The sequence below is a fragment of the Paenibacillus sp. 2TAB19 genome, from assembly GCF_052115185.1.
In the GTDB taxonomy this organism is placed as follows: Bacteria; Bacillota; Bacilli; order Paenibacillales; family Paenibacillaceae; genus Pristimantibacillus.
Map to the genome: position 1 here is coordinate 1 of NZ_JBFRGE010000070.1, position 22,947 is coordinate 22,947.

Here is a 22,947-nt window from a genome sequence, read left to right on the forward strand (position 1 = left end):
CCTAATGCAATTTAAGGCCCGTTGGTCAAGGGGTTAAGACACCTCCCTTTCACGGAGGTAACAGGGGTTCGAATCCCCTACGGGTCACCATTTACGAGCCATTAGCTCAGTTGGTAGAGCACCTGACTTTTAATCAGGGTGTCGAAGGTTCGAGTCCTTCATGGCTCACCATTTGTTTCTTCCCTCGAAGCGAATGCAGTGAGAAGGCAACACAATATGTGCGGTAGTGGTGGAACGGCAGACACGCTATCTTGAGGGGGTAGTGTCCCATGGACGTGCAGGTTCAAATCCTGTCTACCGCACCATACTTATTCAAACCCAATCCTTGCTTAAGCGGCAAGGTTTTTTTTGTTATTTCAAGGGCGTATCGTAACGCGTGTACGGACGGGGACAAGCTTGGATAGCGCGACAACATCGTCGTTGTACATTCGAATACAGCCATGTGATACAAGATGGCCTATCGAGGAAGGATCGTTGGTTCCGTGTATGCCATAGTGAGGCTTTGAGAGCCCCATCCAGAAGGCACCGAATGGTCCGCCGGGATTGGCTTGCTTATTGATGATCGTAAACTCGCCGGTCGGCGTCTGAGTAACCATCGTACCGATTCCGACAGGAAACGAGCGTACGACGATATCATCATCCAGCAAATGAAGCATTCGGTCAGACAGGTCAACAATAATCCGATATGCGGGCATAGGTTGCACCCTCCTTTGCTTCATCGTATGAAGGCATATGTGAGGAGGCTTAGACGCTCGAAGGCGATACAAGCCTATTTTTGCGTGGTATATGCGGTGAGACAAAGCAAAAGGGACGAAGCATGAATGCTTCGTCCCTTTTGCTTAATGTTTTGTAGCTTCTGTATCGTTGGAGAGCTTCAATACTTCGAACACCTTGAACAGCAGGCTAAGCACGATCGCTACCACTGTGGCAAGCGCCATGCCCGACAGCGAGAAGTCGCCGAAAGTAACCTTCACGCCGCTTAGGCCCGTAACGAGAACGACGGTTGTTAGGAACATATTCGTCGGCCTTCCATAGTCGATCTTCGATTCGACGAGCATACGCAATCCGGAAGCTGCGATAACGCCGAAGAGCAGCAACGATATCCCGCCCATAACGGGAACGGGGATGCCGGAGATGAGCGCCGAGAATTTGCCGGAGAACGATAGAATGATCGCTAGCACGGCAGCTCCGCCAATTACGAAGGTGGAGTAAACTTTCGTAATGGCCAGTACGCCGATGTTCTCTCCGTATGTTGTATTCGGCGTTGAGCCTACGAAGCCGGAAATGATCGTTGAGATGCCGTTGCCGAGCAAGGAGCGGTGCAGACCAGGCTCTTTGGACAGGTCCTTCTCCACGATATTGCTTGTTACGACCAAATGTCCGATATGCTCGGCAATTACGACGAGCGAGGCAGGCAGTATTGTTAATATTGCAGCCCATTGGAAAACAGGCGCCGTGAATGTCGGCGACTGAATCCAGCCGCTATCGCCAACGAGCGTAAAGTCGGTGAGCCCCATTGCAAAAGCAAGGACATAACCGACTACGATGCCGATCAAGATCGGAATGATGCGCAGGAAGCCGCGGAACAGCACGGACCCGAGCACGGTTACTGCGAGAGTGATCGTGGACAGAATAACAATACTGCCGTCAGGCGACCAGCTTGACGCTTCCTCCGGCGTAAGTCCGTCCGGCATAATCCAGCCTGCCATCTTGGCAGCTACCGGTATTAGCTCCAAGCCGATAACCGCTACGATAGCGCCCATAGCTGCAGGCGGGAATACGACGTTAATCCAGCTTGTCCCGGCTGCTTGAACGATAAGGGCAACAATCGTGAACACGACGCCCGCTGCAATGAAGCCGCCAAGAGCTGCAGCATAGCTGCCGCCGCCAGCCGCTTGGTCGCCGATAACAGCGCCGGCGGGGGCGATAAAGGCGAAGCTGGAGCCGAGATAAGCAGGGATTTTACCTTTGCAAATCCATAAATATAACAAGGTGCCGATCCCGTTCATCAATAGGCAAATCGCCGGGTCGACGCCAAGCAGATTCGGTACGAGCACAGTCGAGCCGAACATAGCGAACAAATGCTGAAGGCTAAGCATAATGCTTGTGCCGATAGCCGGTCTTTCATTAACACCAATTACGTTTTTCATGATCGAAAAATCCTCTCAAATTGTAGTGCAAGCTGAGCTCGCTAATGGAACATTCCGTAGGCCAATAAGTTTGGTAATAAAAATGGCCCTTGATGATTCTACATAGGTTAGTATTGTTTTGGCAAGCGTTTTCTAATAATATTCGACATTATTCTCGTTTTATCGAGTTACTTCGCTTCTCGGAAAAAGTAGTACGAGGTGAAGAATAGACGTCGACGATGCCAGTTGTGAAACGGTATACTGGCTTATATACGATAAAGTAAGCGGCGAATACGATAAGGAGTGCGTTGCTGATGTCTAGCGAAAATAGAACGAACCAGCTGTCCGCGCTCAAAGAAATTGCGGAGCTGCTGAATACGACGAATGATATGAAGCAGATGCTGAGCGAGGTGCTTGGAAAGCTTCTGCAGGTGACGGGCTTTAGTACGGGCTGGATCTTTATGATGGATGAGTCGATGGAGAGCGAATGCCAAGCCGCTTATGGACTGCCTCCGGCGCTTGCGGCGAACGGGCAGGAGGCTATGTGCGGAGAGGATTGCTGGTGCATCGAGCGCTATAGGCGCAATAAGCTTCCTCATGCGGTCAATACAATCGAATGCAAGCGGATTACATACGCAATTGCCGAAGGGCTCGAGGAGGGAACGCTCGGCATTTCGCATCATGCAACGGTGCCGCTGAAGGCGGGCAAAGACAAGTTCGGTCTTCTCAACGTGGCACATCCCGGCAAGGAATGTTTTACAGAGGACGAACTGGCGCTTCTGCAGGCCATTGCTTTTCAGATCGGAACGGCAATAAAACGAATCAGGCTTTATCAGTCGCAGGAGCAGAATGCGTTGCATTATTCGAAGCTAAGCGACGTCATACAACGGATTCACGCAATCGGCGTCATTAATGAGCTTCCCATCAAAGCGGTGCAAGAAATCGGCAATTCGTTCAACTGGCCGCATGTGTCGCTGTTCATATACGAGAACGGGGAGTTGTCCTTACGAGCGTTCTATACCGAAGGGGAGGCTCACGAGGAGTGGAAGTCGCTTAGCATCGATGATAACGGGCCGATTAGCACGGCCTTCCGTCACAACAAGCTGTTCGTCGTGTCCAATGCAGAGCATACGGCTTGTCCTTCATTGGAACGCGTCGGGATTCCGCTTTATGCCTCGGCGGCGGCCATTCCGCTTCGCGTGCGAAATCGCTCGATCGGCGTACTGTTTATCAGCAGCCCGATCCGCGGACATTTTGATGAATATCATGAGGACTTTATGTACTCGCTGGGCGATCACTATACATTATGCGTCGAAAACCTGCGTGTCTACGAGCAGAGGCGCGAGCTGGCGCGCATGGAGGAGAGATACCGCGTGGCGAGGGATTTGCACGATTCGGTCATGCAGAAGGTATTCTCCTTATCGTTCATAGCCAAGGGAGCGGAAACGCTGCTGCAGGACAGAGAAGGAAATGTTCGCGCATCGTTGAAAGAAATACAGCAGTTGTCACAGGAGACGCTGAAGGAAATGCGGTCGCTTATTTGGCAACTGCATCCGGCCGGTCTAGAGAACGGCTTGCTTAGCGCTCTAAAACAGCATGGACAGAGCATGGGACTCACCATATATGAGCAAGTTAGCGGCCTGAAGCAGTTGCCGAGGGCAGTCGAAGAAGCGTTATGGCGCATTGGGCAAGAAGCGCTAAATAATGTCCGCAAGCATTCGGGGACGGTGATCGCTTACGTTAAACTTGTGCTTGCTGAAGGAGAGGTTACACTTGAAGTAATGGACAAGGGGAATGGCTTTTCCCTCGACAATAGAAAGGGCGGTCTGACGCTTGGCATGCTGTCGATGCGAGAGCGCGCGGAGCAGCTCGGGGGGCAATTCAACGTAAGGAGCAATCTGGGAGGACCAACCGTTATCGCGGTTAAGATGCCGCTTGATCAATACGAATCATAGCTATTATGAGCAAGGAATGAGGAGTTACCGTGAAGATCAAACTATTGTTAGTCGACGATCACCAAATCGTATTGAAAGGCATTTCCTTCTTCTTGACGATGCAGCCTGATTTCGAAATTGTAGGGGAAGCGGGAAACGGGCAGGAGGCGGTGGAGAGGGCGGTTGAGCTGCAGCCCGACGTTATTCTAATGGATTTGAATATGCCGGTCATGGATGGCATCGAGGCATGCAGCCTCATAACCGCGCAATATCCTCATATTAAGGTGCTTGTGCTTACGAGCTATTCGGATCAAAGCCATGTCGTGCCCGCGCTTCAGGCTGGAGCGTCAGGCTACATTCTGAAGGATGTCGAGCCGGAGCAGTTGGCTGAGGCAATCCGCAGCGCGCATAAGGGCAATGTTCAGCTTCATCCCGATATTGCGGGAGCACTGCTGACGCAGTTTAAACCACAGGGACAAGAGCTAGAGGGAGCGGAAGGCACGTCTATGACTATGGGAGACGGACGCGTTACGGATTTCCAGCCAGCAGAGCGCCACGAATCGCTCACCCCGCGCGAGAAGGAAGTGCTCCAGCTTATTGCTCAAGGTCTTAGCAACAAAGACATTGCCCAATCGCTCGTCGTAGCCGAGAAGACGGTCAAGACGCATGTCAGCAATATTTTGRGCAAGCTGCAGCTCTCGGACCGGACACAGGCCGCATTATATGCGGTCCAGCATCATATGAACGGCGGCACGAAGCCGTAGAGACTCATGAGGTCTTAAGACGATAGTCGTAAGACTAGTCCTAATCAATGATGACGAAGAAGAACTTKATTTTCAGTCTAATTGCCGATGCGTCGCTCCAACAAACTATATAAAATAAAGTAAGTACTACAAAGTACGAAACTAATAAAATATATAGATATTATTGGAGGTTACAAAATGAGCACTATACTGTTCGTTAAAGCAAATGACCGTTCGATCGAGCAAGCTGTCAGCGTGAAACTATACCATGCGTTCTTGGATGCTTATAAAGCAAGCCACCCAGAGGATACAATTATCGAGCTTGACCTGTTCCAAGAAGAGCTGCCTTACATGAACGCCGACATGATCAACGGCAACTTCAAGGCACCGCGCGGAATTGACATGACGCCTGCTGAGAAGGCGGCATTCGATGTTGCTGCCAAATATATCGATCAATTCCTTGCTGCTGACAAAGTCGTATTCGGCTTCCCGCTTTGGAATCTTACAATTCCAGCGGTATTGCACACGTACATTGACTACATCTACCAAGCGGGCAAAACGTTCAAATATACGGAGCAAGGTCCAGTCGGCCTTATTCCTGACAAGAAAGTCGCTCTTATTAACGCAAGAGGCGGCATCTACTCCGAAGGTCCAGCTGCAGCAGCAGAAATGTCGTTGAACTACGTTCGCAACATTATGAGCTTCTTCGGTGTAACCGACTTCTCGACGATTATCGTTGAAGGCCATAACCAACTGCCTGGCCAAGCGGCTGAAATTATTGAACAAGGAATCAACAAAGCCAAAGAAGAAGCACTTGTATTCTAATTCGGATATGAAGCGGGTCCCGCGTCCAAGCGACGCGGGGCCTGTTTTTTTTGAGGTATTTTAGGTCTATTTTGAAATGTACAGCTAGTATATAATGATCTTGGAAAATACATATTCGATTAAGGGGAATGATTGCGGATGGGGAAAAGCAAAGTCGTATTGTTTCAAGGCGACTCCATTACGGATGGCGGCAGAGGGAGAAACGACGATCCAAATCATGTGCTTGGACATAGCTACGCCTACATTGCTGCCGCCGAGCTGGGCAGAGAGTTCGCGGAAGCGCAGCCCGTGTTTTATAACAGAGGCATTAGTGGCAACCGGGTTTCTGACTTATACGCGCGTTGGAATGAGGATGCTTTTAGCTTGAAGCCAGACGTCATCAGCATCATGATCGGCGTGAACGACGCATGGCGTATCGTGAACGAAGAGCCGACGGGCGTAACCGACCGGTTCGAGCGGGCTTATCGCCACTTGCTTGAAGAAACGAAGGAAGTGTTGCCGAATGTGCAGCTTGTATTGTGCGAGCCGTTTATACTGAGAACGGGCGCAACGGAAGAGCGTTGGATCGTGTGGTCGGAGCAGTTAGACCGATATCAGGCCATCGTTCGCAGTCTGGCAATTGAATTCGGGGCTATATTCGTACCGCTGCAACAGACGTTTAACGATGCATGTGAACGCGCGGAAGCGAAGTATTGGATATGGGATGGAGTGCATCCGACGACAGCAGGGCATGATCTGATAGCCCGGGAATGGCTGAAGGCCGTTAAGGATGGCGGAATTACTTTTGATTAGAAAAATGAGACCTTTGGGCATCTAAAACCGTATTACCCCTCATAAGCTTAACATCACAGAGGGGAGAGATGTCATTCTGAGCAACTTGGACGGCTATACAAATGTGGAGAGCAATAATCGTAAGCCAGAGCCGCTAAAGCCAGGAACGGTGAAAAAAGCGATTCTTATCGCGGCTGCCGCAATCGTAGTCATTTATCTTGGTTTCTCGTCATTTTATACGGTGCAAGAGCAGGAGCGGGCCGCCATCCTAACGTTCGGCAAGTATACGAGCGAGGAGTCGGCGGGGCTCCACTTCAAATGGCCTTATCCGATTCAGGAAGTCATTACGGTAAAGGCCGAGCTGACGCAGCGCATCCATATCGGTTATCGTCAGAATGGAGATACGGTTACGCCGGTTGAAGAAGAGGCGCTTATGATCACCGGAGACGAAAATATCGTTTCGGCGGACGCGGTCGTGCAGTGGAAAATTAGCAACATTCACGATTATCTCTACAACATTGACGATCCTGAAAATTTTCTTCGCAATGCGGCCAGCTCATCGATTCGCTCGGTTATCGGTTCGGAGAAGCTGGATTACGCGATTACGGACGGCAAAACCGTCATCCAGGATAAAGTGCGGGAGAAGCTGCTGGAGCTTCAGTCGAAGTACAAAACCGGCATTCAGATCATCGATATTAAGTTCCAGGACATCGAGCCGCCGAGCGGACAGGTCGAGGAAGCGTTCCGCGAAGTAACGAACGCGCGCGAGGAGAAGAACACAAAGATCAATAACGCCGCGAAATACGAGAACGATCGTATTCCGAAGGCCCGCGGCGAAGCGCAGGCGCTTCTCGAGAACGCGGAAGGCCAGAAGAAGTCGCGGATCCTGAACGCGGAAGGCGACGTCGCCAAGTTCAACGCGATTTACGGCGAATACAAGAACAATCCGAACGTCACGCAAAGCCGCTTGATTCTGGAGACGCTCGAGAAAATATTGCCGAATGCACAAATTTTCATTACGAATTCGGGCAGCGATACGGTCAACTATTTGCCGCTTAACGAGTTGCTCAAAGGCGGAAGCACGGCCAAGCAGCCTGAAACGACGAACCCTGCGACATTGCCGCAGCAAACTCCCCAAGGAGGTGACGCGCAATGAAGCGTAATCAGTGGATCATGATCATTTCAGCGGTCGTGCTGCTCATACTGGTGTCCGGATCAATGTTTATCGTCAAGGAAGGCGAATACAAGGTCGTTCTGAAGTTCGGGGAAGCCGTCAGAGCCGAGAGCAATCCGGGACTGAAGTTCAAGCTGCCTTTCATCGAAAACGTATCTTCKTTGCCAAAGTATCAGATGACCTATGAAAGCAATCCAACTTCGATTCTGACGAAGGACAAAAAACCGATTATCGTCGACAACTACACGGTGTGGCGTATCACGAATGCCGAGCAATTCCTTCGTACCGTCCAGTCTGTCAGCGGAGGCGTTCAGCGTATAGACGAAGCCGTKTACAACTCCGTCCGCCGCAAGCTGTCGGAGGTCAACTACGACAACATCATTAGCGAAAAAACGGAGCGAGGGAACATTAACGACGAGATTACGAAGGATGTTACAGCTGCCCTAACGAGAGACAACTACGGCATCGAAGTGATCGATGTCCGCATTAAGCGCACCGATTTGCCGGAAGGCAACAAGCAGAGCGTATACAACCGTATGATATCCGACCGGCAATCGATTGCGGCCCGTTACCTTTCCGAGGGCGACGAGGAATCGCGCAAAATCACGTCCAAAGCGGATCGTACCGCCACCGAGCTTCTGGCGCAAGCGGAGTCGGACGCGAAGAAGATCATTGCCGAAGGCGAGAAGGAAGCCGCGAAGATTTATAATGAGGCTTACGGCAAGGACGCCCAGTTCTACAGCCTGTATCGCACTTTGGAGAGCTACGTGACAACCTTGAAGAACGAGCCGGTCATTATGCTGCCGATCGATTCGCCGTACGCGAAGATTTTATTAGGACAGTAATCAGCATTTAGAATCTTGAGGCCAAGCGAAGGGATATCCTTTGTTTGGCTTTTTTTGTTGTTTGCCTGAAGCAGCTATTTATTTATTGCAGACGATCGTATATGATTTGAGCAATAATAAGGCAAGACGATTGAACACTTTGAGATGAGGCATAAGGAGGTACGTCTGGCATGAATGTGCTGCTAGTCGACGATGAAGCAATAGATTTGGAATGGCTGCGGCGAAGAGTCGCAGGCAGCTCGCTGCCGCTTAACGTAATTGGAACAGCTAATAGCGGCTTTGCCGCGCTAAAGATTATGGAGTCGGAGCAGATCGATATTATATTATCGGATATCAGGATGCCGATTATGTCGGGGATCGACTTTGCGCGTAAGGCGAAGGAGATCAATCCGCAAGCACAGCTCGTCTTTATTAGCGGACATGAGGATTTCAGCTACGCGAAGGAAGCTCTGCATCTGAACGCATCAGGCTATTTGTTAAAGCCGGTGGACGATGGAGAGCTCTATGACATGCTGGCATCGCTTTGCAGCAAGGTCGAGCAGGAGCGGGAGCGTCATCGCAGTGTAGAGGAGGCGCTGTCTCTTGTGAACCAGGAGCTGTTGCTGCGCTGGTTCAACGACGCCGTTCACGACGAGCCGCAGGAGCATATTAAACCTTTCGTGGAGCAGCTGCTTCGAATAGGGACCTCTGTCGCAATTATCGAGCGAGATGATGTGGAGTGGAAGCTGACTGATGAAGAGCGTAGATCGCAGCTCGCCCAGCATACCCAATTCGTGCTGCAATTTGTGCGCGATCATCATATCGGGACACTCATTGTAGCGCATAATTCTCGGATTGTTCTGTTATCCGGCATGCATGACGATCGTTTAGGGACACTGCTTCAGGAGCTCATTCAAGCGGTTCGCGCCGAGTTCCCGATCACCATCACAATAGGCATTGGAATGCATGCGGCAGATTTCGGACAGCTTCGTGAATCGTACAGACAGGCAGAGGCAGCGCTAAGCGCGAAGTGGCTGCTGGGCAAAAACAGACTCATTAAGGATGTCTCGCAATCATCGAGCCGCCGCGCTCTCGCACCAAACGTGGAGGAAAGCGTCAACCAGATGCTTCAAGCGATTTTGGAATATGATTTGGTGCTCGTTGATGACTGCTTGCTGCGGCTGTTCAATGACAATGTCACCATCGCGCACAAAAATGATATTTACGACCTCATCATTCGAATTACGTCCAAGCTGCATGCTGATTTGCTCCAACGGAACGAGAATTTGTACGATTTGCTTAAGTGGGATTCGCACCAGCCGGCCGTGCTGTTCCAATTCGAGACGATGGATGATATTTTGTCGTGGCTGCGAAGAAGATTTTTTGAGCTTTCGGAGCTGTTGTATGTCAAAGGGCAGAAGCAGAAGCGCAAGCTATTCGAGGAAATTTCGCAGTATGTGGATGATCACCTTGAGCATCGTATTACATTGAAGGAGGTCGCGGCTCACTTCGACTTCACGCCGAACTACCTCGGTCATCTGTTCAAGGAGGAGACGGGAACGCTGTTCAGCGACTTTCTTAATGAGCGCAGGATGAACAAGGTGTGTACGCTGCTCGCCGATCCAACGCTTAAGGTATACGAAATAGCCGAGAAGGTCGGATACAAAAACATTATCTACTTCAATCGCCAATTCAAACAATCGACAGGCATGACGCCTGGGGAGTACCGGAAGAAAAACAAAATATAGAGTTAAATCGCGTCGGAACAGGTTATGACCCTGCTCCGGCTTTTTTTATCGCAAAAAAGCTTGCAGAAAAGTGGGAAATCGTAGAAATGGTATTAGTTTTAGTTGCTTTACTCGATGTCCAAGCGGCTTGCCGGAGAACTACAATTAGAGCATTAACCATAAGGGGGATAACAATGAAAGCGATGTGGCGCAAACGAATCATTCTAGTCATCCTATTTATGATAACGCTTACAACGGTTGCAGGAATGGGACCAGGCATACGTGTATCTGCGCTTGAGGGCCCGAATAAAGTGCAGAACGGGGGCTTCGAAAGCGGTGATTTGACAAATTGGGTAGTATCCGGATCACATTCGACGAGCAAAGCTAGCAACGACAATGCGGGGAAAAAGCATTCCGGCAGCTACGGTTACGAATATTGGAATGCAGCAGCTTACACATTCAGTCTAAAACAAACCGTTACCGGCATAGATAACGGCACGTATGAGCTGCGAGCATGGGTATCGGGCGGTGCAGACGCAGGCGCCAATCCAGCATTATCGCTATATGCCGACGACTTCGGAGGCAGCAAGCTGAGCACGCCCGCTGCCAATAACGGCTACGGCAACTGGAATCAATACAAAGTAAGCAACATTGTGGTTACGAATGGGCGGGTGGAGATTGGCATCGCGGTGGATGCGCCAGCGGGGGCATGGGGTTATTTCGATGATTTCGAGCTCGTAAGAACGGATGTCGAGGGCGAGCCTTTGGACCCCGAGGACTTCATCAAAGGCGTAGACATCTCGACGCTGCAGGCGCTTGAGGATAACAACATCAAGTTCTACGAGGATGGGATCGAGGCTGATCTGCTCGATATCTTGAAAAATCATGGCGTCAACTATGTGCGCCTGCGGTTATGGAATGATCCGGTCGAAGCCGACGGCTACAACGACAAGGCGCACTTGATCGAGATGGCGCAACGGGTCAAGGCAGCCGGCCTTAAGCTGCTGGTCGACTTCCATTACTCGGACTTCTGGGCCGATCCGGGCAAGCAGGTGAAGCCGAAAGAATGGGAGAACAAAACCTTCGCCGAGCTCCAAACTGCCGTATACGATTATACGGAAGACGTGCTGAATGATTTGGCGGATGTTGATGCATATCCCGATATGGTGCAGGTGGGTAATGAGATCAACAGCGGCATGCTGCTGCCGGATGGAGCTATTGGCCGATACGATCAATTAGCTCAGCTTTTGAAGGCGGGTATACAGGGAGTTCGCGATACGACGCCGGACGGCCATGAAACGAAAATCATGCTGCATTTGGCTGAGGGCGGAAATAATTCTGCATTCCAATATTTCTTCGATAAAGCGAAGGAAAATGAGCTTGATTACGATGTGATCGGCATGTCGTATTATCCTTATTGGCACGGAACTTTCCAGCAGTTGAAGACGAATATGAACGATATGGCTGCCCGTTACGGCAAACAAATCGTCGTAGCGGAAACCGCTTATCCGTATACGCTCGACAATGCCGATGACCTGGGCAACATCGCAACGGAAGCACAGACTGACATCGCAGGTTTCGAAGCATCGGTCGCGAATCAAAAGCTCGTCACGGAGATGGTGCTTAATACAGTAGCGAATGTCGATGGCGGCATGGGTCTTGGCGCTTTCTATTGGGAGCCGGCTTGGCTTGCTGGAGTAGGCTGGACATCGGGCGAAGGAAATGGTTGGGAGAATCAAGCGATGTTCGACTTTGAAGGCAATGCGCTCGATTCCTTGGACGCTTTCCTTTACACGCCTGGCAGTATGGGAGATGCTGAGCCGGTGCTTGTATATCCGTCCATGGGGCTGACGACGCCGAAGGGAGCTCCGGTTGATCTGCCTGCAACGGTGAAGGTTCTCTATAACGAAGGGACGATTCGAGAGAAGGCCGTTATTTGGGATGAGATAGACGATTCCAAGTGGAATTCGCCAGGAAAATTCACGATTAACGGTACTGTAGATGGCTTTGAACAACAGGCAAGCATCGAGATCACGGTACTCCAATTTGCGAACAACGTCAAAAATGGCGGCTTTGAGAACGGAGATCTAAACCACTGGACGCTCGAGGTTACACCTGATGCGGGTAAAATCGAGGAAAATGCGGGAAATTCGCATTCCGGCAGTCATGTTTTCAACTACTGGTACGGAACGGATTATGCTTATAAGCTAAAGCAAACGATCACCTCGCTGCCGAAAGGCACGTATACATTGAAGGCATGGGTGTCGGGAGGAGCAGGCGAGACGAAGTTTAAACTATTCGCCCAGAAGAATGATTCGCAAGCGCCTCTTACCGTCGATATTGTCAACGAAGGCTATAACAATTGGAAACAGTACGAAATCGAAGGGATCGTCGTCAACAACGGGAAGCTAACGATCGGTTTTGACGTTGAAGCTCTAGCCGAAACATGGGGATTCATTGACGATGTCGAGCTTATGATGACGGAGAAGGCCCCTTCTAGCATAGACGATGGAGCATCCGGCGAAGTTGTCGCTACGGATACGAATACGGTTAATCTTACCCGCGAACAGCTGCAGCAGGATGGACAGGGTAATCTTTCGGTAAAGATTCCTGCGAATGTTACCTCTGTAGAGATTCCGTCGAGTCTCTATGATCTTTTAGAGAAAGGAACGCTCAAGCTTAGCAATGGAACGACAGCGTTAGAGATTCCGGCAGCAGTATTGACGGAGCTGCGCAACAAGCTTGGCGAGCTAGCAGCTGGTTCGGGAAGCACCATAACCATTTCGCTTCAGCCGATAGACAGCAGCAAGCTAAATGCGATGTTGTCGCAGAACGGTTCGGCGCTTGCGAATACAGATGTGAAGCTGCAAGGCAGCGCCTTCGATTTCAAACTGTCGATTCGCAGCGAGGCAGGGAATGAGGCAGTGCTGAACCGATTCAGCCAGCCCCTTGTTTTGCGGATGGCATCTGCTTCTCCTGCTCCTTATAGCGGCATCTATTATGTTAGTGAAGATGGCAAACTGACGTATGTAGGCGGCGAATGGGCGAATGGCGAGTGGACAACCGAGATTGAACATTTTAGCGCATACGGGGTGCTAGAAGTCATTAGACGGTTTAATGATGTGCCAGCTGCACATTGGGCATATGGCCCGATTACGGAGCTTGCTACCAAGGACATCGTTAAAGGTGTATCGGCAACAGCATTCGAGCCGGGTCGAGCGATTAGCCGGGCTGAATTTACATCAATGCTAGTGAGCGCGTTAAATATGAGCGAAAGTGCGTTGTCAAATCGTTTCGAGGATGTTCTGTCATCTGCTTGGTATGCGTCTGCTGTTAACGCTGCGTTTAATGCAGGCATTATTAAAGGCCGCAGCGCGACATCCTTTGACCCAGATGCGCTGATCTCGCGGGAAGAGATGGCCGTGATGCTGGTGAAGGCATACGAGCTTCAATTAGGCAAGAACACATCTGTAGAAGCCGTGCTGCCATTCTCGGATTTGAATCAAATAAGCGGCTGGGCGTTAGAGGCGGTGAAGTCGGCTTATGGGCTGGAATTGCTCAAAGGCAGAACGGATTCGGGCTTCGATCCTCAGGCTTCATTAACTCGCGCGGAGTCGGCTGCGGTTGTATATCGATTGCTTAGCAAATAACGATAGGCAATGGTGAATTAGTATATTTGATGCCTATATACGTTAGCACAGGTGTGCGGGAAATTCGTCTCATATGGTAACATGAGGTGAATTTCTATGTATAAGAAGAAATACACAAGTCGGAATATTCGCGGCAAGCTCAAAGTAAGCAAGCTGTTAACGGCGAATCCGAAGCTGAAGTCGATGATCCCTCGTACGGAATCGTTTCATCTAAATAATCTGAGATCGTTGGTGGAGCATTTCGGGAAAGTGTACATTAAGCCGAATACAGGATCGCAAGGAATAGGCATCTTTAAGTTGACGAAGAAGGGCCATGGGCTGACGTTGAAGGAAATCGCCAATCGCAAGCAACTCGTCCATCATTACCGTACAGTCAAGGAAGCCTACCAGCGGATCAAATCGAAGTCGCCCAGCAAACTGATTATTCAAAAAGCGATTAATCTTGATAAGGTTAACGGCAGGTCATATGATATTCGCGCGATGGTGCAGCGCAAGCCTGGCGGTTCATGGACGTTCAACGGTTTTCTCGTAAAGGTAGGCGCGAAAGGCAAGATTGTAACGAATTATTATCAGGGCGGCGTTATTTATTCACTGCAGAAGCTGGGGCGTAAACAAGGCCTGTCGGCCTCTCGAACAGCCAAGCGGAAGCGGGAGCTAACCTCCAAGGCGCTTAAGATCGCGAACAGCTTAAGCAAATATCGCACTGGCATGCATGAGATGGGCATTGATTTTGCATACGATAAGAAGCAGCGTCTATGGGTACTTGAGGTTAACACCAACCATCCGCAATTTCACCCGCTGAAGAAAATAGATTCGAAGGCGTATGCGAGAATGAAGCGGTTTGCAAGAAGCTATGGGCGCAAGGATGATTGAAAAAAAGGAATGTTCGATGAGCATAAGCTCATGCCGAACATTCCTTTTTGGCTTTTGTACGCATAATGAAAGCGTCAATATAATAGGATTAAGGATCTAACAATCGGAAAAGCGGTCTTCAGTACATTCAATCTCTTTGGGGACTTCAATCCACTGACTAGCCCAGCTTGCTATATCGACGAATAGAGGGGTGAGCGCTCGTCCCTTCTCGGTTAGCGAATATTCGATGCGAACCGGTATTTCCGGATAGACGTCGCGCTTTACAAGACCTTCCTGCTCAAGCTCCTTCAGTCGGTCCGAAAGCACCTTGCCGCTTAAGTTCGGTAAGGAATGATCGATATGAGTAAAACGCTGGGGGCCGGGCAGCATCTGATAAATAATGAATGCGACCCAACGCTTGCTTAGCAATTCAATCGCCTTCTCAAACTGAGAGCACATCGGTCCATGCTCCATACGAATCACCTCTTCTCTTCTACATTATAGTCTTTCCAGGCAGGAGAAACAATGTGAGTGAAGGTAGTAAGGGCACTTGACGAAACCTTATGAATAATATAAACTACATTACATAAAGTAAGTAAGTTAATTCAAGTAATGAGGGGTGCGCTATTATGAATATTGCATTATGGGTTGCTCAGATTTTGCTTGGTCTGATGTTTCTGATGGCTGGTGTCATGAAGACATTTAATCCTAGCAAGGTGAGGGAAACGATGTCTTGGGCGAAAAATGGCTCGACGGGATATATTCTATTCGTCGGCATATCCGAACTTCTCGGCGGTCTCGGCTTGCTGCTTCCCGGCGCGCTGGACATTGCTCCAATACTTACAGGCATTGCGGCAATCGGCCTAGCGGTCATTATGGTTCTTGCTATCGCTTTCCACGTGAAGCATAAGGAAAATCAAGCGATTGGCATGAACGTCGTACTGTTGCTTCTGGCTGTATTCATCGCCGTTGGCCGACTTGGAATCGAGCCGTTCTAATTATGAATGAAAAAAACCGTCTAGCAGGATTATACTCCTGCTAGACGGTTTTTTCGGTTTATTGCTCCAATGTCTTCTGCTTGCGCGGTGAGAAGGTGTAGCTGATGCTGATGACAAAATCGATGGCGAGTATGATTGACCATATTCGTATCGTGCCAAGCAAGGACTCCGTTCGTGAGGCGTCGCCCACGAATAAGATCATGCCGTACAAGATGGCACAGCCTATAGCCCATGCCAATAAATGATGAAACCAAGCTACCCTTTCGTACTTCGCGTGCTCCTTGCCAAATTTCGGTTTACCTTCAGGAGGTGGACCGCCCGCGAAACGAAACGCGAATCGGCTGTCTGCCCAGCGGATCATCCGATGTCCGAAGGCGACCGATACGCCGATGTAGATTGCCGCCACGCCATGCATCGTTGTAGCTGTTGCGCCATCTTTAAGATCGGATACAGCTGCGATAATAAGCGCAAGATCGATTAAGGGAGTACAAACAAGCAGTATGGCTCCGAGCTTAGGCAGCTTGAAGATGTATCTGAACAGCAGTCCTGCAAGCACGAACACCCAAAAACCGATCTCGCAGCCAATAATAAATGCGGTTATCATGTAATAGTGGACTCCTTTTGATAAAATAGGATTGAGCAATAATTAATGATACGGGAATGGAAGGGATTGGGTTTCGGGTGAAGCATATCCTCGTTGTAGGAAGCATGAATATGGATGTCGTCAACCAAGTTGAGCATTTTCCCCAGCCAGGAGAGACGATCGCAAGCATAGGCAATGATTTTATACCGGGTGGCAAAGGCGCGAATCAAGCTGTTGCTGTTGCGCGTGCGGGAGGGAATTGCACAATGGTCGGCGCCGTCGGTGAGGATCCGTATGCGGATTCGCTTATTGACTCGCTGCAAAGCAAAGGTGTCGATACAAGGTTGGTTCAGCGCAAGGCTGGCGTCTCGGGCATGGCTTTCATTACAGTCAATCATGAAGGCGAGAATCATATCGTGCTGTCCAAAGGCGCGAACGGTAAGTTAACCGTAGCCGACGTTGCGGCCGCGATCGAGGATTGGTCGGGAATCGATATCGTTTTGCTGCAAAATGAAATTCCATGGGAGACGACTGAGTCGGTCATCCGAAGCGCAAGCGCTGGCGGTACACGCGTCTTCTTCAATCCGGCGCCCGCGATGCGCATATCGGATGAGCTGCTTGCGAACTTGGACACGCTTATCGTTAACGAAACGGAAGCCCAGGTTATCTCTGGCATTGCTGTTGCAGATACAACTTCAGCGCAGGAAGCAGCGGAATGGTTCATTGGCAAAGGAGTCGCTAATATAATCGTTACGCTCGGCGAGAAGGGCAGCCTTTACTGCAATGGCCGCTCGCCGGCTATTGCCGTACCGGCCTACCGGGTAAAGGCTGTTGATACAACTGCTGCAGGTGATACATTCATCGGGGCGTACGCCGCGGCTAGCGCAGAGGGCAAGGAAACACGGCAAGCTTTGTTGTTCGCGACGGCGGCATCGGCGCTTGCGGTGACGAAGGAAGGCGCTCAATCCTCCATTCCTTCTAGAGAAGAAATAGAACAGTTTCTTATCTAATAAGGTGAATGAGAAAAGGCGAACCGGAGAAGTCTTATGGACTGTATCCGATTCGCCTTTTTCTTCTATTAATAGGGCTGTTGCACAAGCGCGGCCGCGCCGATAAGACCTGCATCCTGCTCCAGCTGAGCGGCTACGATTGCCGTCTCTCTTCCGGAAGGGTTGAGCGCATGCTTCGCTACATACGACCGAACGGCATCGAATAATGGAGCGCCAACCTGGGATACGCCGCCGCCGATAACGATTTTGTTCGGATCAAGTACGTTGATTAGCGATACGCAGCCCATTCCGATGTAATTGAACACGCGATTCACAAGCTCAGACATCTGTGCGTCGCCTTCTGCAGCAAGCTCGAATGCTTCCTTCGAGGAGACGGGGCGTCCGAGCAGTTCAGTCGCTTGGCGTGTAATGGCTGTGCCGGAGGCGATCCATTCCCAGCAGCCGGGCAGGCCGCACGTGCATGTGCCAGCCGCAGGGTCGACGATCATATGGCCGACATCGCCCGCATTGCCAGTCGATCCGGTAAGCAACTTGCCATGCAAGTAGATGCCGGCGCCAATGCCTGTGCTGATCGTAATAAAGATGAAGTGATCGGAATCCTGAGCAGCGCCTAGCCATTTCTCTGCTAGCGCCGCTGCGGTAGCGTCATTCTCCATCTTTATAGGCAACGGGAGATGCGACTTCAGCTGGTCAACGACAGGAAACCCCCACCAGCTCTTCAAGTTAGGAGGGCAAGTGAGCGTACCGTTCTTCGTATCGAGCGGGCCTGGCGCTCCAACTCCGATGCCGATTACGCTGTCTAGTGCTATGTTGTGCTGCTCGCTAAGCAGCTTTACTTCATCTGCTATTCGTGCGATCATGATGCTGGGCTCTACAGTCAAGTCGGTCTTGAGAGAGCTCTTGGCAAGCACCTGTCCTTGCTCATCAACGAAGCCGAGTGCGATCTTCGTTCCCCCAATATCTATTCCGATTGCGATGCTCATTCTATTACCTCCGTATATGCTGTATGCGAATTCATTGAAAGTCTATCATAATCCAGCAGGATTAGGAAGATTACGAAGCTGAATTGAATGCGGAACGGTGAAATTGAACGCAAATGTATTACCGATAACTTCATCTGTACATTTGGCTAAGGGTGCAGTAATATCAAATCAAATGATGTGCTAGAGAAGAGAGAGGATCCCTTGCGGCGCTTGGGATCCTCTCTCTGTGCTCGCGACTCTGTCAAACGAATAACTAGAGAAGAAGGAATTATCCACATGGAACCCTCAGGTAACAGCAACCGCCGTATCGTCCGCTTAGGCTTGCCGATGAGTGCTAGAGTATGGCGCAATGCCCGGATTGATTTTGGGGCGACGAGTTTGTTCAGTTTATTCAATGTTGTTATTAATCAATTTTATGTCGCCTTTGCGATTCAGCAGGGGGCAAGTCATTTGCAAGTCGGTTTGCTGAGCGCAGCGCCTGCGATTGGGCTGCTGTTCTCGCCATTGTGGGCAACATGGATTGAGAAGGCGAACAATCCGAAACCGTTCGTTATTATACCGAATGCCATTGGTAGATTGTTGTTATTGCTTCCGGCCTTGTTCGCCAACCCTTCGGTGTATGTGATCGTCGCCATAGTGTTCCAATTATTGATGGGCATCCAAGCCCCGGCTTATGCTTCGCTCCTTTCTCGAATGTACCCGTCCGATCTGCGCGGCAGGTTGATGGGGTATGTCCGAGTAGTTATGGGCATCATTATGATTCCGCTCGCTTACCTCGTTGGAAGCTGGTCGGATGCATTCGGTCCTTCGGGTCCGCTTATCGCGGCATCGATTGCCGGGTTTATCTCGATCGGAGTGTTCAATACTCTAAAGCTTCAGAAGAATGTAGCGGGAGAGAGCAACAAGCCGAAGCAGCACAATGAATTCGGAAAGAAACAAAGCAGGTTTCCTCTTCGGGAACAATGGGAGCTCGTGAAGGAAAATCGCAAGCTAGCCGTCTTCCTTGGTGCGACAACGTTGTCTGGCTTCGGCAATATGCTCGCCGGGCCGCTATACCAAATCATTCAAGTCGATGTGCTGGAGATGTCTAATATTCAGATCGGTTATGCTCGAGTCGCATACTTCACGGCGCTGCTCCTGACTTTCTGGATTGCAGGGTGGATGATCGACCGCTTCGATATCAAATATACACTGATGGTCGGTATCGGAGCGTATGCTATCGTGCCGATGCTGTATGGTGTCTGGGAAGCTTACCCCGCTGTCCTTATCGGCAATTTCATTCAAGGTATTGGTGAGGCCATATGGGATATTGGCATTCTTTCCTTCGTGCTTAAGCTCGCGCCTGGCAAAGAAGCGAAAGTATTCGGCATTCATCTAATGTTGTTCGGATTCAGAGGGACGCTTGGTCCGCTCTTGAGTACAACACTTTCGAGCAGCTTATCCATGTCGTCTTTGCTAATCGCCGCATCATGCTGCGGATGGGTAGGTACGATGCTGTTCTTATGGGGCAACCGCGAGCGAAGCGGAAGTCTGCCGCTGCGTTAAGAAGATAAGCAAAGTAGTTACTGCTTGTTCATCTTTGGTTCATAATGCTATGCTACAATGCCGGCACAGGAACAGGCAGAAGGAGTGGAATAGTAGGATGAACAAGAGTTGGAAATGGGCAGTGGGGGCACTTGCTTTAGCGGTCGTTCTTACAGGCTGCGGAACGAAGGAAGATGCTGCTGCGGAGCAGCCGGATCAGGTTCAGACACAAGGCGGAGCGCAGCAAGGCGGCGCTGGCGGCGGAGGTCAGATGGGAATGGGCATGCAAGCCGATCTTATGGGCAAAGTGAAATCCATTGAAGGTCAGACGATAACCGTGTACAAATCGAATATGACTTTCGGTGGTGGCCGCGGTCAAGGAGACGGCACTGGTCAGCCTCCTGAAGGCGAGGATATGCCTGAGCCGCCTGCAGACGGCGAAGCTCCGCAGGATGGAGGCGGTCGGATGAATATGGACAATATGTTCAGCGAAGAGACTATGGCGGTTCAAGTAACGGATGCCACGAAGATCGTATCGGTAACATTCGAGAACAACGAGATGGTCGAGAAGGCGGTAGCGCTTGCTGATCTGAAAGCAGACGACATCTTGTCCATTAATCTGAAGGACGACACGTTGGAAGCGGAATCGATCACGCTTAGAACCGGCGGCTTCGGAGGCGGCGGAGGAAGACAGCGTCCAAACGATCAACAACAGCAAACCGAATCCGCAAAGTAATTTTTACGGCTAATAGCCTACGTAGACATTAATATCTTGCGCGTAATTGCCGAAATGTTTGCCGAACATGCTGAGTCCGCCATTGTGGCCGGCTGTTTCCGGTGCGCTGATACGGAATCGGAAGTCTTCGCCGAATTCCATTGGGATATCGTTAATCGTTATAGAAGACATACATATGCCGTCGATGAAGCTGCCTTTCTCATCGACGGTTATTTGTTTGAGCAGGCCATGCTGCGTCCCCAAATCCCACCACTCCGGTGTATGAACACCTCTTACTGCTCCGAAGTCGCCTGGGCAGGTCCATACGCCAAGACATATATCGTTCAAGTAAAAATACAGGTCTGAAGGCCAGTGTTCATTATAACTCGGAGCCTCCGAACAGATTTCCATGGAGATGGACATGTTTTTAGCAGTCTGCTTGCCGACCAAATAATTAGGTATTCGATATTCAATGAAACCGCTGGCGAACCACAGATGACTTGCCTGCACATGCTCAGGGTCGGAGAAGTAGCGAGGATCGTCGATGAGTCCGATTATTTTGGAGTCTGAAGCTAAACCGCAGGTTGGCTTAACCTCATATTGCGAATATTGTCCGATCGGTATGTTGACGACATATCTATTCTGATTGGAAGTCTCTTTGCGAGCTTTGAATTGAAGCGTTGCCGACTCCAGCGCGAGGAAGCATACCTTCTGCCGGCCTCGCGTACTTGGTATGCTCTCCGTTCTCACGATCGAGACTTCCTCCAGCTTCTGAATATGCTTCGTTACGATCGCCGATGAAATTCGAAGCGCTTCTGCTATATCTTTAATGTTCATCGGCCGCTCGTTAAGCAATTCAATTATTTTCACCCTCGTCTCGGAGGCGAAGCATTCAAGAAAAGCCAGATTGCGGCTGTTTACCTCGATTATCATCGTTAAATCCTCTATTCCGATTATTTTCCATAATCATATAACTTCAAAGTTAATTAATCAACTTCAAGGTTGATTGAACGTCAAGAAAGACAGGCACCGGGCTTGGCGCCCGAATGTCTGCCTTCAAGATTACAGCTTAAGTTTGCTTCATTAATATAAGGAAATGGTTAGCGTATCCCGTTCAGACAACGAATGAAGAGTGGCCTCGMTGCCGACGATTTCAACGCTGATTAAGGATTTGATACATGTCTTAAGGGCGTTCTTGCCGGTAGTCAGCTTGCGGTTCAATACCGCGGACAGTTTCTCAATTGCTTGTTTATTTGTATCGGTTAAATATACGGGAATCGTTTTGTTTTGGAATAAAAGCATCGTTTTCATTGCGTGGACCTCCATCCTGATCTGCAATTTTTCATAAGTGTAACGCATAATTATTAAATAATTCTTAAAAAAGAATGAGCATAAGGTTACAATATTGTAACTTCTACGGTTTTGAACCGTTTAGAACGGCTTAAGCCGCTATGAATCGTTAGGAATCGCTTCCTATGCGCTCTTTGCGGAATTGCGAAGGTGTACACTTCATCGTTTTGCGAAATACTTTAACGAAGTAGCTAATATGCTCGAAGCCGACATCGAACGCAATCGCCGCTATTTTGCGTTCCGGCTCCAGCAGCAGCTCCGTTGCTTGCCGTATGCGATAGGCATTCAAATATTCAATCGGTGTCTGTCTCGTCATCGTCTTGAAGAAGCGGCAAAATTGGCCTTCGCTCATTGGGATCTGGTCGGCGAGCTCGGCAATTCGAATCGGACGGTGAAAATTGTGCTGCATATAAAGGATGACAGTCTTCAAACGGTCAATCTTCGTAGAATCGGCATTGCTCGTTTCGGTGCGATTAACGAAGCGCTTCCCGGAGCATATTTCATGAAGCATGAGATAAAGCCGTCCTTTGATCGCGATTTCGAACCCGTTCTGCCCATTATCGTACGCCTCCATCATGCCACGCAGATGAGAGAGCAACGAGCGCTCCCATTCGGTCGCCGATGTAATATGTCTAGGGAAAGTACGTTTCTTCTCCAGCAGAGGTGTCACATATTTCTCTTGAACAGCGTCGAAGCTGCCGCTCGCAAGCATATGGGTGTCGAATACGATCGCACAATATTTGCAGGTTGAGTCATTCAGTGAATGGCCGGCATGAATGTCTCCGCCATCGATGAACACCGCTTCGCCCGCGCGGACAGGAAAATAGTCGGTATCAACCTGGAACAGCACCTCGCCCTCCAGCACAAAGAAAAATTCAGCCTCCGCATGCCAATGGCAGTCAAGAATTGGAGCACCTGGTTCATCCCTCTCGATCCAATAGGCGGCCAAAGGGAACATATTGTTGCCGTGAAGCCGGTCCTCTTTCAAGGAATGACGTGTTGTTTGATCCATTCCAGTCTCCTTTGTGCCTCTGGCTGCATGAATGGCGTGTATTTCATCAAAATAGTGCTATAGATGAGCATTATTCTGTTAGTTCGTTCTTAATATTATCAGTATAATGCAACTATACAAGAATGCAACACTATACCAATAGA

At 49.9% G+C, this 22,947-nt stretch carries 20 protein-coding genes, 3 tRNA genes and 2 pseudogenes; 17 read left to right on the forward strand and 8 right to left on the reverse strand.

Features of this window, described 5'->3' with window-relative positions:
• The first annotated feature begins 15 nt into the window (after nt 1–15).
• The 3 genes from AB4Z33_RS23990 (at nt 16) to AB4Z33_RS24000 (ending at nt 305) form a co-directional block, all read left to right on the forward strand.
• Nucleotides 16–90, forward strand: a tRNA-Glu gene (locus tag AB4Z33_RS23990).
• Nucleotides 91–95: 5 nt separating this feature from the next.
• Nucleotides 96–171: transfer RNA gene (locus AB4Z33_RS23995), tRNA-Lys, on the forward strand.
• A gap of 49 nt (nt 172–220) precedes the next feature.
• Nucleotides 221–305: transfer RNA gene (locus AB4Z33_RS24000), tRNA-Leu, on the forward strand.
• Between the two features lie 51 nt (nt 306–356).
• Here the strand turns inward: AB4Z33_RS24000 and AB4Z33_RS24005 are convergent.
• Nucleotides 357–695, reverse strand: a complete 339-nt coding sequence (locus AB4Z33_RS24005; RefSeq protein ID WP_442052313.1) for a L,D-transpeptidase — start codon at nt 693–695, stop codon at nt 357–359.
• Nucleotides 696–839: 144 nt separating this feature from the next.
• A complete protein-coding gene (uraA, locus tag AB4Z33_RS24010) occupies nt 840–2,150 on the reverse strand; it encodes a uracil permease (RefSeq protein ID WP_442052314.1) in 1,311 nt (436 codons plus the stop codon).
• A gap of 293 nt (nt 2,151–2,443) precedes the next feature.
• Between uraA and AB4Z33_RS24015 the strand changes: the two genes are divergently transcribed.
• The 10 genes and pseudogenes from AB4Z33_RS24015 to AB4Z33_RS24060 all read left to right on the forward strand — a co-directional run bounded on the left by AB4Z33_RS24015 (nt 2,444) and on the right by AB4Z33_RS24060 (nt 14,650).
• The gene (locus tag AB4Z33_RS24015; RefSeq protein ID WP_442052315.1) at nt 2,444–4,084 is read left to right on the forward strand and encodes a GAF domain-containing sensor histidine kinase; all 1,641 of its coding nucleotides are present in this window, start codon (nt 2,444–2,446) and stop codon (nt 4,082–4,084) included.
• Between the two features lie 29 nt (nt 4,085–4,113).
• Nucleotides 4,114–4,537: pseudogene (locus tag AB4Z33_RS24020) on the forward strand (response regulator); the annotation flags it as partial.
• An 89-nt stretch (nt 4,538–4,626) separates the two neighbouring features.
• Nucleotides 4,627–4,827 (forward strand): annotated as a pseudogene (locus AB4Z33_RS24025) (response regulator transcription factor); the annotation flags it as partial.
• 177 nt (nt 4,828–5,004) lie between these two features.
• Nucleotides 5,005–5,631, forward strand: coding sequence for an FMN-dependent NADH-azoreductase (locus tag AB4Z33_RS24030; protein ID WP_442052316.1), 627 nt, complete (start codon nt 5,005–5,007; stop codon nt 5,629–5,631).
• Nucleotides 5,632–5,769: 138 nt separating this feature from the next.
• A complete protein-coding gene (locus AB4Z33_RS24035) occupies nt 5,770–6,423 on the forward strand; it encodes an SGNH/GDSL hydrolase family protein (RefSeq protein ID WP_442052317.1) in 654 nt (217 codons plus the stop codon).
• An 85-nt stretch (nt 6,424–6,508) separates the two neighbouring features.
• Nucleotides 6,509–7,558, forward strand: coding sequence for an FtsH protease activity modulator HflK (gene hflK / locus AB4Z33_RS24040; protein ID WP_442052318.1), 1,050 nt, complete (start codon nt 6,509–6,511; stop codon nt 7,556–7,558).
• Complete coding sequence (gene hflC, locus AB4Z33_RS24045; RefSeq protein ID WP_442052319.1) at nt 7,555–8,421, forward strand: protease modulator HflC; 867 nt, start codon at nt 7,555–7,557, stop codon at nt 8,419–8,421. The genes hflK and hflC overlap by 4 nt, the downstream gene beginning before the upstream one ends.
• A 170-nt stretch (nt 8,422–8,591) precedes the next feature.
• Entirely contained in the window at nt 8,592–10,148 is a 1,557-nt protein-coding gene (locus AB4Z33_RS24050; RefSeq protein ID WP_442052320.1) for a response regulator, read from the forward strand.
• Between the two features lie 173 nt (nt 10,149–10,321).
• On the forward strand, nt 10,322–13,777 hold the full coding sequence (locus AB4Z33_RS24055) for a glycosyl hydrolase 53 family protein (RefSeq protein WP_442052321.1): 3,456 nt from the start codon (nt 10,322–10,324) through the stop codon (nt 13,775–13,777).
• 96 nt (nt 13,778–13,873) lie between these two features.
• Nucleotides 13,874–14,650 (forward strand): YheC/YheD family protein, encoded by a 777-nt coding sequence (locus tag AB4Z33_RS24060; protein ID WP_442052322.1) that lies wholly within the window; start codon nt 13,874–13,876, stop codon nt 14,648–14,650.
• 96 nt (nt 14,651–14,746) lie between these two features.
• Here AB4Z33_RS24060 and AB4Z33_RS24065 read toward each other — a convergent pair whose 3' ends face one another.
• The gene (locus AB4Z33_RS24065; protein ID WP_442052323.1) at nt 14,747–15,103 is read right to left on the reverse strand and encodes a winged helix-turn-helix transcriptional regulator; all 357 of its coding nucleotides are present in this window, start codon (nt 15,101–15,103) and stop codon (nt 14,747–14,749) included.
• A gap of 155 nt (nt 15,104–15,258) precedes the next feature.
• Between AB4Z33_RS24065 and AB4Z33_RS24070 the strand changes: the two genes are divergently transcribed.
• A complete protein-coding gene (locus AB4Z33_RS24070) occupies nt 15,259–15,627 on the forward strand; it encodes a DoxX family protein (protein ID WP_442052324.1) in 369 nt (122 codons plus the stop codon).
• 58 nt (nt 15,628–15,685) lie between these two features.
• On the opposite strand, the gene AB4Z33_RS24075 is transcribed toward AB4Z33_RS24070, so the two are convergent.
• Nucleotides 15,686–16,231 (reverse strand): hypothetical protein, encoded by a 546-nt coding sequence (locus AB4Z33_RS24075; protein WP_442052325.1) that lies wholly within the window; start codon nt 16,229–16,231, stop codon nt 15,686–15,688.
• Nucleotides 16,232–16,287: 56 nt separating this feature from the next.
• Between AB4Z33_RS24075 and rbsK the strand changes: the two genes are divergently transcribed.
• Complete coding sequence (gene rbsK, locus AB4Z33_RS24080; RefSeq protein ID WP_442052326.1) at nt 16,288–17,220, forward strand: ribokinase; 933 nt, start codon at nt 16,288–16,290, stop codon at nt 17,218–17,220.
• A 68-nt stretch (nt 17,221–17,288) separates the two neighbouring features.
• Here the strand turns inward: rbsK and AB4Z33_RS24085 are convergent, their stop codons facing one another.
• On the reverse strand, nt 17,289–18,203 hold the full coding sequence (locus AB4Z33_RS24085; protein ID WP_442052327.1) for an ROK family protein: 915 nt from the start codon (nt 18,201–18,203) through the stop codon (nt 17,289–17,291).
• A gap of 276 nt (nt 18,204–18,479) precedes the next feature.
• Between AB4Z33_RS24085 and AB4Z33_RS24090 the strand changes: the two genes are divergently transcribed.
• Both AB4Z33_RS24090 and AB4Z33_RS24095 read left to right on the forward strand, forming a co-directional pair.
• Nucleotides 18,480–19,748, forward strand: coding sequence for an MFS transporter (locus AB4Z33_RS24090; RefSeq protein ID WP_442052328.1), 1,269 nt, complete (start codon nt 18,480–18,482; stop codon nt 19,746–19,748).
• 97 nt (nt 19,749–19,845) lie between these two features.
• Nucleotides 19,846–20,463: a hypothetical protein gene (locus tag AB4Z33_RS24095; protein WP_442052329.1), complete on the forward strand. Its 618-nt coding sequence runs from the start codon at nt 19,846–19,848 to the stop codon at nt 20,461–20,463.
• Between the two features lie 9 nt (nt 20,464–20,472).
• Here AB4Z33_RS24095 and AB4Z33_RS24100 read toward each other — a convergent pair whose 3' ends face one another.
• From AB4Z33_RS24100 to AB4Z33_RS24110, 3 genes are all read right to left on the reverse strand, one after another.
• Nucleotides 20,473–21,375, reverse strand: a complete 903-nt coding sequence (locus tag AB4Z33_RS24100) for an ArsR/SmtB family transcription factor (protein WP_442052330.1) — start codon at nt 21,373–21,375, stop codon at nt 20,473–20,475.
• A 150-nt stretch (nt 21,376–21,525) separates the two neighbouring features.
• Nucleotides 21,526–21,753: a 3-dehydroquinate dehydratase gene (locus AB4Z33_RS24105; RefSeq protein WP_442052331.1), complete on the reverse strand. Its 228-nt coding sequence runs from the start codon at nt 21,751–21,753 to the stop codon at nt 21,526–21,528.
• 148 nt (nt 21,754–21,901) lie between these two features.
• Complete coding sequence (locus AB4Z33_RS24110) at nt 21,902–22,804, reverse strand: AraC family transcriptional regulator (RefSeq protein WP_442052332.1); 903 nt, start codon at nt 22,802–22,804, stop codon at nt 21,902–21,904.
• Nucleotides 22,805–22,947: the final 143 nt, after the last annotated feature.

Excerpts from the sequence above, each read along its gene's own strand:
- AB4Z33_RS24005 (WP_442052313.1), bottom strand. The coding sequence starts at position 695 with ATGCCCGCATATCGGATTATTGTTGACCTGTCTGACCGAATGCTTCAT.
- uraA (WP_442052314.1), bottom strand. The coding sequence starts at position 2,150 with ATGAAAAACGTAATTGGTGTTAATGAAAGACCGGCTATCGGCACAAGC.
- AB4Z33_RS24015 (WP_442052315.1), top strand. The coding sequence starts at position 2,444 with ATGTCTAGCGAAAATAGAACGAACCAGCTGTCCGCGCTCAAAGAAATT.
- AB4Z33_RS24030 (WP_442052316.1), top strand. The coding sequence starts at position 5,005 with ATGAGCACTATACTGTTCGTTAAAGCAAATGACCGTTCGATCGAGCAA.
- AB4Z33_RS24035 (WP_442052317.1), top strand. The coding sequence starts at position 5,770 with ATGGGGAAAAGCAAAGTCGTATTGTTTCAAGGCGACTCCATTACGGAT.
- AB4Z33_RS24050 (WP_442052320.1), top strand. The coding sequence starts at position 8,592 with ATGAATGTGCTGCTAGTCGACGATGAAGCAATAGATTTGGAATGGCTG.
- AB4Z33_RS24055 (WP_442052321.1), top strand. The coding sequence starts at position 10,322 with ATGAAAGCGATGTGGCGCAAACGAATCATTCTAGTCATCCTATTTATG.
- AB4Z33_RS24060 (WP_442052322.1), top strand. The coding sequence starts at position 13,874 with ATGTATAAGAAGAAATACACAAGTCGGAATATTCGCGGCAAGCTCAAA.
- AB4Z33_RS24065 (WP_442052323.1), bottom strand. The coding sequence starts at position 15,103 with ATGGAGCATGGACCGATGTGCTCTCAGTTTGAGAAGGCGATTGAATTG.
- AB4Z33_RS24070 (WP_442052324.1), top strand. The coding sequence starts at position 15,259 with ATGAATATTGCATTATGGGTTGCTCAGATTTTGCTTGGTCTGATGTTT.
- AB4Z33_RS24075 (WP_442052325.1), bottom strand. The coding sequence starts at position 16,231 with ATGATAACCGCATTTATTATTGGCTGCGAGATCGGTTTTTGGGTGTTC.
- rbsK (WP_442052326.1), top strand. The coding sequence starts at position 16,288 with ATGGAAGGGATTGGGTTTCGGGTGAAGCATATCCTCGTTGTAGGAAGC.
- AB4Z33_RS24085 (WP_442052327.1), bottom strand. The coding sequence starts at position 18,203 with ATGAGCATCGCAATCGGAATAGATATTGGGGGAACGAAGATCGCACTC.
- AB4Z33_RS24090 (WP_442052328.1), top strand. The coding sequence starts at position 18,480 with ATGGAACCCTCAGGTAACAGCAACCGCCGTATCGTCCGCTTAGGCTTG.
- AB4Z33_RS24095 (WP_442052329.1), top strand. The coding sequence starts at position 19,846 with ATGAACAAGAGTTGGAAATGGGCAGTGGGGGCACTTGCTTTAGCGGTC.
- AB4Z33_RS24100 (WP_442052330.1), bottom strand. The coding sequence starts at position 21,375 with ATGATAATCGAGGTAAACAGCCGCAATCTGGCTTTTCTTGAATGCTTC.
- AB4Z33_RS24110 (WP_442052332.1), bottom strand. The coding sequence starts at position 22,804 with ATGGATCAAACAACACGTCATTCCTTGAAAGAGGACCGGCTTCACGGC.